Origin of the sequence: Aureivirga marina (genome assembly GCF_015767265.1) — a bacterium.
In the GTDB taxonomy this organism is placed as follows: Bacteria; Bacteroidota; Bacteroidia; order Flavobacteriales; family Flavobacteriaceae; genus Aureivirga; species Aureivirga marina.
The window spans coordinates 181,971-193,810 of the sequence record NZ_JADPIB010000005.1 but is presented as its reverse complement, the minus strand read 5'-3'; the positions used below and the strand labels follow the sequence as shown (position 1 = coordinate 193,810).

Here is an 11,840-nt window from a genome sequence, read left to right as displayed (position 1 = left end):
TTATTTTTTCTCATTTTAAATTAGAGTTCTTTTTTGAATTTTAATAATTTTTTTAATTATCTGTAATTTAATCAAGGTTTTAACGACTTTTTAGAAAACCCTAAAATGATAATTATGTTCAAATACTCAAAAATTATAGCCATTCCTTTGGTTGTAGGATTAAGTTTAATTTCTTGCCATGAAGATGATTCAGAAGATGTAGTGATACAACAAGAAATGCAAGAAGAGGAACAAGAAGAAAATAATTCAACTCAAAATGAACAATTAATAGATTATGCAAATAATTCGCTTGTTTGGTCTATGCAAACAGGAAATAATGATTTTGAAAGATTAGGTGCAAATGCCGCTTCTACAGGAAATAAAGCATTTTTATTTAGCGGTGGAGCTGGAGATAGATTTGGAGTTTCGAGAGAAATTTTAAAGTTTGAAAACAATCAATGGACAGCATTATCGGATATGATGCACACTTCAAGAGGTCAAACTATTTTAGCAACAAATGAAAAAGCATTGATAATTGGAGGTTCTGCTTCTAATGGAGCTCCAACAAAAACAATTTATACTTTCGATTTTGAAACAGAAATGATTACAGGAATTGCTGATTTTCCTTATGGAACTATTTCTCATGGAGGTGGAGCAGTTGTTGGAAATAAAGGTTATGTAACTAAAAAATCAATGAATTCTCTAGATTTTTATATGTATGATTTTTCTTCAAATAATTGGTCAACTTTACAAACAGATTTTCTACAAAATCAAACAAATGCGAAGATCGTTTCTGCTGGAAAGAAATTATTTTTTGCAAGCTTAGAAAATGAAACTTCCAATTTTTATATTTATGATACTGAAAATAACCAATGGAAATATATGACAGATTTTCCTGGTGAAAAGAGAAATTTTTATACAATGTTAAGCTCCCAAGATGCGATTTTTATCGGATTTGGAATTTCAAAAGATACAGATGAGGTTTTAAAAGATGTTTGGAAATATAATATAGCTAAAGATGAATGGACACAAGTTGGAACGTATCCAGGAGAAGCATTTCACAGTGGTTATAGTTTTATTATAGAAGATGGATTGTATTTCGGCGGTGGAAGTAAAAAAGTTTTAAATACTACAATGACATTAAATACAGAAATATATAAGTTAAGCGTGAACTAGTTAAGTTTTGATTTAGAATGAATAATCCACAACTCTGCTAATGGAGTTGTGGATTTGAAAACAAAACTTTGGGAAAAAATATTATAAATTATCTAACTGATTTGTTGTTTTATCATCGCTAATTGTCCAGAAAAACCCTACAAAAAATCCTCTATCCGCACTTGGTGTAATTGCCATTCTATCAAATTCTCCTTGTATATTTACCTGATCTGAATATTCATAACCAAAAACATTTTTAAATCCGAAAATATTTGTAGCTGAGAAATAAAGAATCTTTTGTTGCGTCAGTAGAAAGCTCCAATTCAAACTGATATTATTATATCCTTTAGTTCTACCAGATAAAAAATCTCCAGTATTCGGATTTGTATATGGTCTTCCACTTGTAAAATTATATGTTAAACCAACTTGCGATTTCAATTTTCCAAGCCAATATTTTGTCACTAATGAAAAATTGTGTTTTGAAACAAAATTTGGTTGTGCTAATTCTGGATAATCCTTATAATCTCTTTTAGAATCTGTAAAAGTATATGAAGCCCAATATTGTAAATTTTTAATCGATTTTGAATCTTTCCAGAAAAAATCGAATCCTTTTACATAACCATCCCCAGAATTGTTGATATTTTCGAAAGTAAAATCAGTTAAAGTTTCTTGATATTTAATTAAATCATTGTACGATTTATAAAAAGCATTTGCTCTAAAAATTCGATTATTTTTATTCCAATCTAAATTAATTGTATAATGAATTGCTTCACGGAAGCGTAAATCCGTTGTATATTTTAAAATATCATTATCTGGCTTTTGAAAAAACAAACCATAACTTGCAGAAATCTGTGAATTTTTCATCCACTTATAAGCTAAATTAAATCTTGGGGCAACACGGAATGCATCTAAAATTTCAGAATATTGTCCACGAACTCCAATTTTAGTTGCTAATTTTTGAGAGAAGAAGAATGTTGCATCTGTAAAAAGTGCACTATAATTATCTTGTACATTTGCTTTAATTTCATTTGAATTAAAAGGAAAAACATGTTCATCGTAATCTGTGTAAAAAGTTTCCGCTCCATACTGTAATTTCAACATACTATTAATATTATGTTTTAATTTTACTTTTGCATGTACGCCAATATTATCTGTTTTTACATTAGTATCATCAAAATGAATATTTTTATGATTGTAAGAAAAACTTATTCCTGTTGTTAATTTTAAAGAATTTGTAACCATTCCTTTGTAAGAAGTATTCATATAATAATCTCGATCTTTTAGTTTCATTCGAAAACCATTTGGATTATTAATACTTGGTTGAATGACATCGAAATCTGCCAAACTAAAAGCTCCGTAAACTTTCCATAATCCATCACCAATTTTATGACGATAAACAGCTTCACCACCGAAAGTTTCATATGGTTTTTTCCAGTCAAAATCATCATTTATAATTCCGATATAAGGAGCCAAATTGATGTAACTTGCATTGACAGTTAACGAACTTTTATCCCATTTTTTTACTTTTCCTATTCCACCACCTAAACTCATCAAAGAAATATTTGTTTCATTTTGTCTAACTTCATCAATAGTTTCTAAATCTAAAACAGCAGATAAGGCATCACCAAATTCAACATCGAAACCACCTGTACTTAAAGAAATTCCTTGAAAAAGAAACGGAGAATAACGAGAACGAGTAGGAACATTATTTGCAGAAGCAATATATGGTTGGAAAACTCGAAGACCATCCACGAAAATTTGCGTTTCTCCGGCATCACCACCTCGAATAAAAAGTCTACCGTCTTCGGCATTTGTTTGTGTTCCTGGAAGTGTTTGTAAAGCAGCGATAAAATCTCCAGCAGAACCAGCAGTTGTCACAACATCCAATGGACTCATTACAGCTTTTTCAGAAATACCAGAAGTAAATTTTCCTGCATCAATTTCTACAACATCCAAAGAATTTAAGGAAGGTTTTAATTTGACAATAAAATTATTAAAAGAAGAAATTTCAGCAGTTTTTTCATAAGTGTCATAAGAAATAAAAGAAGCAATTAATGTTTGTTCTCCAGTGATTTCTGTTTGAAATGAAAAATTTCCATTTTCATCTGTTGTAGCTCCATCAAATGTTCCTTGAATATAAACATTTACACCAAAAATTGGCTGTTTTTTTTCATCAATTACCTTTCCAGAAATTGTAGTTTGGGAAAAGAGAAATTTTGTAAATAAAATAAAAAATAAAAATAGTTTTGTTTTCATCATTAGTTGTTTTTGATACAGCAAAGATGAAGTGGTTTGCTAAAAATTAAGAATTATTTATACTGAACTGTAGAAAATCAATACTGAATTGCAAAATGTTTCTAAAAGTGTGTTTAAAAGAAATAGAAACTAAAAAAAATAAGTATTTTAGTAATAACAATAATGTAAAATAAAAATGTTTTTTATAGCATAAATTCTGTTTATTTTGCAAAAATTAAAGGAAAACCAAAATATTTCATGTATTATGAAAAAAATAATTTACTTATTCATTATTCCATTTGTTACACTTGTAGCTTGTACAGAGCCAGCAACGAAAAAATTGACAACAGAGCAAAAAGATGCAATTATTGTTAAGTTAGATACACTTTTAAATAAATGGCATCGATCTGCGGCAAATGCTTTACATCAAGATTATATTCAAGCAATGTCAAAAGATGGAGTTTATATTGGAACGGATGCAAGTGAAAACTGGACAAGAGATGAATTTGAAGAATTCAGTAAACCATATTTTGATAAAAAGAAAACTTGGAATTTTAAAACTTTGCAAAGAAACATTTATGTTGGCGAAACGGGAAAATATGCGTGGTTTGATGAATTGTTAGATACAAGATTAGGAGTTTGTCGTGGTTCTGGAGTGATTTACGATGAAAATGGAAAATGGGAAATCAAACATTATGTACTTTCCATTGCAGTTCCAAATGAAAATTTAGATACAATTATTCAAATTAATAAAGAAAAAGATTCGTTGATTATTCAGCAATATCGAAATGAATAGAAAAGATTCCTCTTAAATTTTTAAGGGGAATTTTTATTTAGTTTATCCTAAAAATCAAATCTTATGGAATTAAATTTTAGCAACATATTGACAATTACAGGAGTTTTATTGTTTATTGGTGTTATCATTAACAAACCATCAAGAAGGTATGGAATTCCAGGTTTGATTTTATATTTATTACTTGGCTTTTTTATTGGAAATGGTGGAACTTACGATTTTGTTTTTGATTATCCAGAATTTGCGCAACAATACAGTACAATTGCAATTAGTTTAATCATTTATATTGGAGGTTTAGAAACTCGATTTTCCAAAATAAAACCTGTTTTAGTTCAGGGAATCACGCTTTCTACTTTTGGTGTTTTACTTACTGCTTTTGCTGTTGGTTTTTTTGCATATTATTTTGTTGGATTAACTTTGTTAGAAGGAATTTTATTAGGTTCCGTTTTATCTTCTACAGATGCCGCAGCAGTTTTTTCCATTTTTGAATCAAAAAAATTAAAATTAAAAGAAAATGTAGCAGAAACATTAGAGTTAGAATCTGGAACAAATGATCCTGTTGCATATTTTATGACAATTGCTTTGACGACAATTTTATTAGGAGGAGATTTAAACCCTGTAGATTTAACCGTTTCCTTTCTAAAAGAAGTTGTTGTTGCACTAGCAATAGGTTTTGCAATTGGAAGGTTTGTGGTTTTTGTTTACAATAAATTAAATCTTGAAACAAGAGGTTTATATCCAATTTTATTACTTTCTACAGCAATTTTTTTAATCGGAATTGTTCCTTCTATTGGTGGTAATTTACTTTTAGCAATGTATATAGCTGGAATTACCATTGGAAATGGTGGAATAAAATATAAGCAGATTTCCTATCAATTTTTTGATAGTATTTCATGGTTGATGGAAATTAGTTTATTCACAATTTTAGGTTTGCAAATTTTTCCATCCGATTTAATTCCAGAATTAGACAATTCTTTACTAATCACATTATTTTTAGTTTTTATTGGAAGACCAATTGTAGTTGCAATTTTATTGATGTTTCAGCGGAGTTCTTTTAAGAAAATTCTCTTTGTTTCTTGGGTTGGATTGCGTGGTGCAACGCCAATTGTTTTTGGTTTAATTCCACTTACAGCACAAGTCGAACATTCCGATTTAATATTTAATAGTGTCTTTATCATAGTTGTTTTCTCCTTATTAATTCAAGGAACAACAATTGGTTGGGTTGCTAGAAAATTAAATTTAGAAGAGGAAGAAGAGGAAGTTTTAGAAGAAAAGACAGAAACAAATTAAGATTTGAATATAATGAACTCAAAAATCTGAAAATTCAAATACAATGTATTAGTTAACTGTATTTTATTTTTAAATTAAATGATTTTCTAAGTATTTTAATATACCTTCACTTTTCATACATTTATACAAAAGAATTTAGAAAAGATGTTACAAGAAACTTATCAAAAAGCCATAAAATTTGCTGGAGAAAAACATGCAAATCAAAAAGTGCCAGGTTCAGAAGCAAACTATGTAGTGCATCTTTCCAATGTTGCTATGGAAATTTTGGTTGCCTATAATGAAGAAGCAAATTTCGATATTGATTTTGCTGTTCAATTAGCAATTTTACACGATGTTTTAGAAGATACAGATACAACTTTATTGGAATTGGAAAAACATTTTGGAGAAAAAGTTTCGGAAGGTATTTTAGCGTTGACAAAAAGTAAAGAATTAAAATCAAAGCAAGAACAAATTTCAGATAGTTTAAGTCGAATTAATTTATTAGAAAAAGAAGTTGGTTTGGTAAAATTAGCAGATCGAATTACGAATTTACAAGAACCACCAAATCATTGGGATAAAGAAAGAATAAAAACATATTTAGAAGAAGCAAAATATATTGCTAAGAAATTAAAAAGCAAGAATCGTTATTTAAATAAACGTTTGTTGCAATGTATTTTTAATTATGAAAATTATACAAAATGATTTGTGTGTTAAATTAATTTGAGTAAATTTGACGCAAAAAAAATAAAAATGAAACAGAAATACGATTTAAATTGGTTATTAGAAAAAGAAGATTCAGAAGAAAATATTAAATATTTATTTTTCTGGGGACATTCCAAAAAAAAGAATGATACTTCCGTTGGAAAATTTTGTTTAAGTCAATGGTATCAGGTAGAATTTACAGTTGAAAACGTTACGTTTAATTCTACAGAACATTGGATGATGGCAGAAAAAGCAAAATTATTTAAGGATAAAGAAAATTATCAAAAAATTATTTCTTGTAAAAGTCCAGCAGAAGCAAAGAAATTAGGACAAAAAGTTCGAAATTTTGATGAGAAGCTTTGGAAAAAACATCGTTATGAAATTGTAAAACAAGGAAATTATCATAAGTTTTCGCAACATGAAGATTTAAAAAACTATTTATTAAATACTAAAAATAGAGTAATTGTTGAAGCAAGTCCTGTGGATAGAATTTGGGGAATTGGTTTGTCTGTTGATAGTCCAATCATAGCTAAACCATCCAATTGGCGTGGATTAAATTTACTTGGATTTGCATTGATGGAAGTTCGAGAAATGTTGCAATAGAATAATCGAAAATATAATTAGAAAAGACAAATTGGCTCTGACTAATTTGTCTTTTTTATTTAACATAATCAATTGATTTCAAGATATGTAAAAAATAATTTTTAATAATGTATTTGAAATTTATAAAAGTTAAAATACTGATTTTCATATGATTATGTTTTTTTATTCCGTAAATTTAATTTGAACAAAAGGCTATTATGATACTATGAAAACAACTAAATTTTATATATCATGAATACAAACATGTCAAATTCCAGTAATTCAATTAAACCTTATGTAAGATTATTGTTTAATAAAAACACAGAAAAATATCGTTTAGATATTTTAGTTGAATCCACTAATGCATCATATGTTAATTATGAAGTAAACCCCAATGGAAATGAGGTTAATGATACTATTAATGATAAATTAGTTGGAGCTGTTGTAAAATTAAATTTTGAAAATAATTTAAATTTAGGAAATGCGATATCAAAAATTAGTATTGATATTGACAGACCAGAAGATAATCAAGATTCTGCCATTTTTGTGATGGCTCATAAAAAATATTTACAAAAAGGTCCAGAAGCAGATGGTTTGGTAATTATTCAATTTGATGATGCGATAGATGAAGATTAAACCTTTCAAATATTACCGTTTATATTTTATTATTTTCTTCCTTGTATCAAGAGTTTTTGTGAATGCTCAAACTCTTGATATTTCTAATGAAGAAAGTTTGGAAAAAGAGTTGCATTTGAGTTGGAAATTATACCAAGAAAAGAAAAAAGATTCCGCTTTATTTTTTGCTAAAAAAGTGCTTTTAAAAGTAAATGAAAAAACTTCAAAAGAAGATAAATTTCTGGTAAATCTTCAGCTTGCAGAAATTTTTAGAAGTTTGAAAAAATATGGTGAAGCGAAAGAATATTTTATTAAATCAGAACAAATTCTTCCAGAAATTACTTCCAAAGAATTCTTAAAAAAATACTATTTATTTAGAGGGAAATTCGCTTATAATCAAAAGAAATATGCGGATTCAGAATCTTATTATTTAAAAGGAATAGCGGAGTTTGAAGATAAAAATTCTATAAAATTATCCGATTTTTATTCTTCACTTTCTTCTGTTTATTTTAAGCAAAAAAAGATTGATAAATCGATCTTAAATTTAGAGAAAGCAAAGGAAATAGTCGTTTTAAATAATGCTTTTGAAAAAGAGATAAGGATTTTAAATAAATTAGGAAGTATTTATGCAAAAACAAATCAGTTTGAAAAAGCAGAAGCAATTTATTTTAAAAGTTTAGAGACTTCAAAAAAACAACAGAATTTAAAAGGAGAAAGCAAAGCTTTTTTGAATTTAGGAAATGTTTTTTATTATAAAGGAAATTGGGCAAAGGCAATTGATTTTTATTTGAAGAGTGAGAAAATAAAGGAAAAAACTAGAGATTTTTTAGGAACAGCTAAAATCAATAATAATATTGCTTCTATATATTTACAGCAAAAAAGATATGCTGAAAGTTTAAAATATTATGAAAAAAGTGCTGGGTATTATTTGAAAATAAAAGATTCCATTAAGCTTTCAGAAACCTATATAAATACTGCTATTGCTTTAATTCATATTAAGCGTCCGAAGAAAAGTTTGGATTTATTAGAGAAAGCAAGTTTACTTTTATACAAGAAAAAATTGCCCAAAAATGAAATGCTAATTGAATTAAATAAAGCATTTGCATTTACAGATTTAGAAAATAACAAAGAAGCAATTTTCTATTTAAAATTAGCCGAAAAAAAAGCAATTCAATTAGATGACAATTATTCTTTAGCAGTGATTAATAATTTATTTGGAGCGAATTATTTTCAGTTAAAACAATATCATAAAGCGTTACAATTTTATCAAAAAAGTTATGATTTAAGTTTAGAATTAAAATTATCAAAAGAACAGAAAAATGCTTTGTTTGGATTGTATGAAACAGAAGAAAAGCTGAATAATTTTAAAAAATCGCTTATTTGGTATGAAAAATATGGAACTTTAAAAGATTCGCTTTTTAATGTTGAAAATAACCAGAAATTATTAGAATTAGAAGAGGCTTATGAAGCAAAGCAAAAACAGCAAGAAATTTTAAGTTTAAATCAGAAAAATAAAACGATTTCTTTGGAAAATCGACTAAAATCAGATCAATTAAAATTTTCAATTTTGAGTGGTTTTGCAATCTTACTTTTATTGATTAGTATGTTATTTTTCTTTATTCAAAAACAAAAAAAACAAAAAAGAATTTTAATTCATACAAAAGAAAAAAATCAATTAAAAATTAATCAATTATTACAAAAACAAGAGATAGAAACGTTAGAAACTGTTTTAAAAACACAAGAGAAAGAACGCAAAAAAATAGCGAAAGATATTCATGATAATTTAGGAAGTTATTTGGTGACTTTAAAATACCAGCATGAAGCGACGAAAAGTTCTGCTCAAAATCCAGAATTAGAAAAACAATATAATTTAATTTCTTCTTTGATTGCAGATGCTTGTTCAGAAGTTCGCTCTATTTCACATCAAATGGCAGTTGGAGAAGGCTTTTCTTTTCAGTTTTTACCAGCTTTAAAAGATTTAATTGCAAAAATTGAAAGGATTCAAATGTTTAAAATTATGTTTCACTGTATTCCAGAAGATTTGAAATTGGAAACGATGGTGGAAGTTCATTTATATAAAATTATTCAAGAATTATTTTCGAATATTTTAAAATATGCAAATGCTTCGGAAGTGACATTACAACTGACAAAAGATGAAGAAAATTTTACTTTGTTGTTAGAAGATAATGGCGTTGGATTTCATAAAAATCAAGAAAGAAAAGGAATTGGGTTAAAGAATATAAAAGAAAGAGTTTCGATGTTGCATGGAACTTTAGAAATTAATTCTGCAATTGGAATTGGAACGACAATTTTGATAATTATTCCATTAAATATATAAGTTATGATAAAAGTTTTTCTTGTAGATGATCATGAAATAGTATTAAATGGTTTAAAAATTATGTTGAAAGAAGAAAAAAAACTTTCGATTATTGATATTGCTTTTAATGGAAGAGAATTGTTGGAGAAATTGAACGAAAAAAAACCTGATATTGTTTTGATGGATATTACGATGCCAATTTTAGATGGAATTGAAACAAGTAAAATCCTGAAGAAAGAATTTCCAAAACTTAAAATTTTGATTTTAACGACATATACAGATGAAAAAACTGTAAAAAAAATGCTGAAAGTTGGAGTAGATGGTTATATTTTAAAAGATTCTAGTCGAGAAACTATTTTGCAAGCGATTTTAAAACTAATGAAAGGAGAAAGTTATTATGATTTTAGGATTACACAGACTGTGATGAATAGTTTTCAACAAAAGAAAAAAGAAAATTCGGAGATAGATTTGACAAAAAGAGAGAAAGAAATAGTTTCATTAATTGCAAATGGAAAACATACAAATGAAATTGCTGAAAAATTGTTTTTAAGTCCACTAACTGTAGAATCGCATCGTAAAAATATTTATTTAAAATTGGGAATAAACAATATTGCTTTGTTGACAAGATATGCGATTGAAAGAGATTTGATTTGAAAATTACCTACTTTCAGGTAGTTTTTAATTACAAATAACTTGGTATAAAATTTCAATGATTAATAAGGAACTTTACAAAAGCAAATTATTAGAAAAGATGTAAAAGATAGGTTTTGCACTTTCAATGATAATTTCAATAAGGATTTCTAGAAAAGTTTATAGACGTATAAATGATAGAATGAGATTCTGAAATATTAAAATTAAAGTAAAAATCATTAAAATTTAATATTATGAATACGAATCATGTTGATCAAAAAATCGAAGAAATCAATTCAATTAAATTGTTTGATTTAGCACAAGTTTCAAGACCAGAAATTACGGCTTTAAATAATGTAATTATTTTAAACTCTTCAAATCTTCAATTAGAAGAAAGAACGGTTAAAGGTTCGAATTTAAATAGTAATGGAGCATTTATTGCAATTTGGAAAGGTTTAAGTTTACCAAATAATATTGAAGAATTTGTTGGAAGAGTAGATTTAACTTCTACTTCAAGTGGTGGAGAGTGGGCTCCAAAAGAAATTACTGTAGAACCTGGGATTAATTTAAAAACAGGTTTTTTTACAATAGGATTATTTTTGCAAAAAGATGATTTATTATCATTAGGAGCTCAAGTAAATTTAATGCAAGGAACCGCTCAAAATGTGCAACCTTCTTCTATTTTTGTAGTAAATCCGACAAATACAAATATTCCTGTTAATTATTCTGTACCAAACTTAGTAAATCCTCAAGTTTGTAGATATTTATTAAAATTATATGAGGGAGAAGGACCATTCTTTGGTAAAACTCCAATAGCTTTTAAATATATCGATAGTGGTGATAATGTTGGTATTACAAATTTTCCAGTTAAACTTAGTGCTGGAACATATACTGTTCAATTAAATCCGGGAGTTTCAGGAAGTCCATATTCTGCGACATATACATTTAAATTAAGTTAAAAATTACTTGATAAAAAGATTAAAATCCATTAATCATTGATTAGTGGATTTTTTTATGAAAAAGAAAAAAATATTTTTTATAAAGAGTAGTTGATTCCTAATTATTTACATTTTTCGTATCTTTTAGATAGGTATATAAGTTGTATTGGAATATTATTTTTAATACATTTATAACTTATATATGAAGTTAAAATTATAATTAATAACAATAATTGTAATTAAAAAATATCAATCCCCTTTAATAATTTATGTTTAGACGATCATCAAAAAGTTCTAGAAAAGTAAGAAAAGTGCGAAGAGAAATATTTAGATGGGTACGTAAAAATTCGTTTATGTATACCAATCACACACGTTGGTATGTAGGAATTACGAATAATGGGCCAAGAAGGAAAAGAGAACATGAGGCGAAGAATAAACGTAAATGTAAACATTGGAAAGTTTGGGATTTAGAATCGGTAAAACATTCTTTGGCTTTAGAAACTGAATTGCATGATTTGGGAATGTTGGATAAAGATAGCAAAGGAGGTTATAACAATAAGTCTACCTATATATATGTATACAAGAAGAAACCTACAATAATTGATTAAAAAGAAAAAGTCTCTTA

General features: G+C 27.1%; 11 protein-coding genes. 10 read left to right on the top strand and 1 reads right to left on the bottom strand.

Annotated features, from left to right (window positions below):
- The first annotated feature begins 114 nt into the window (after positions 1–114).
- Entirely contained in the window at positions 115–1,155 is a 1,041-nt protein-coding gene (locus I1A51_RS12040; RefSeq protein ID WP_196894228.1) for a Kelch repeat-containing protein, read from the top strand.
- An 81-nt stretch (positions 1,156–1,236) separates the two neighbouring features.
- On the opposite strand, the gene I1A51_RS12035 is transcribed toward I1A51_RS12040, so the two are convergent.
- Positions 1,237–3,390 carry a TonB-dependent receptor gene (locus tag I1A51_RS12035; RefSeq protein ID WP_196894226.1) on the bottom strand — a complete coding sequence of 718 codons (2,154 nt, stop codon included), beginning with the start codon at positions 3,388–3,390 and terminating at the stop codon, positions 1,237–1,239.
- Between the two features lie 244 nt (positions 3,391–3,634).
- Between I1A51_RS12035 and I1A51_RS12030 the strand changes: the two genes are divergently transcribed.
- The 9 genes from I1A51_RS12030 to I1A51_RS11990 all read left to right on the top strand — a co-directional run bounded on the left by I1A51_RS12030 (position 3,635) and on the right by I1A51_RS11990 (position 11,823).
- Positions 3,635–4,165, top strand: a complete 531-nt coding sequence (locus I1A51_RS12030) for a nuclear transport factor 2 family protein (protein WP_196894224.1) — start codon at positions 3,635–3,637, stop codon at positions 4,163–4,165.
- Positions 4,166–4,228: 63 nt separating this feature from the next.
- Positions 4,229–5,452, top strand: coding sequence for a potassium/proton antiporter (locus tag I1A51_RS12025; RefSeq protein ID WP_196894222.1), 1,224 nt, complete (start codon positions 4,229–4,231; stop codon positions 5,450–5,452).
- Between the two features lie 144 nt (positions 5,453–5,596).
- Positions 5,597–6,133, top strand: coding sequence for an HD domain-containing protein (locus I1A51_RS12020; RefSeq protein ID WP_196894220.1), 537 nt, complete (start codon positions 5,597–5,599; stop codon positions 6,131–6,133).
- Between the two features lie 48 nt (positions 6,134–6,181).
- A complete protein-coding gene (locus I1A51_RS12015; RefSeq protein WP_196894218.1) occupies positions 6,182–6,736 on the top strand; it encodes an NADAR family protein in 555 nt (184 codons plus the stop codon).
- Positions 6,737–6,967: 231 nt separating this feature from the next.
- Entirely contained in the window at positions 6,968–7,351 is a 384-nt protein-coding gene (locus I1A51_RS12010; RefSeq protein ID WP_196894216.1) for a hypothetical protein, read from the top strand.
- Positions 7,341–9,668 carry a tetratricopeptide repeat-containing sensor histidine kinase gene (locus I1A51_RS12005; protein ID WP_196894214.1) on the top strand — a complete coding sequence of 776 codons (2,328 nt, stop codon included), beginning with the start codon at positions 7,341–7,343 and terminating at the stop codon, positions 9,666–9,668. Before I1A51_RS12010 ends, I1A51_RS12005 begins: the two co-directional genes overlap by 11 nt.
- Before the next feature lie 3 nt (positions 9,669–9,671).
- Positions 9,672–10,301, top strand: coding sequence for a response regulator (locus I1A51_RS12000; protein ID WP_196894212.1), 630 nt, complete (start codon positions 9,672–9,674; stop codon positions 10,299–10,301).
- A 230-nt stretch (positions 10,302–10,531) separates the two neighbouring features.
- Complete coding sequence (locus I1A51_RS11995; RefSeq protein ID WP_196894210.1) at positions 10,532–11,236, top strand: hypothetical protein; 705 nt, start codon at positions 10,532–10,534, stop codon at positions 11,234–11,236.
- Positions 11,237–11,568: 332 nt separating this feature from the next.
- Positions 11,569–11,823 carry a GIY-YIG nuclease family protein gene (locus tag I1A51_RS11990; protein WP_196894207.1) on the top strand — a complete coding sequence of 85 codons (255 nt, stop codon included), beginning with the start codon at positions 11,569–11,571 and terminating at the stop codon, positions 11,821–11,823.
- Positions 11,824–11,840 lie beyond the last annotated feature (17 nt).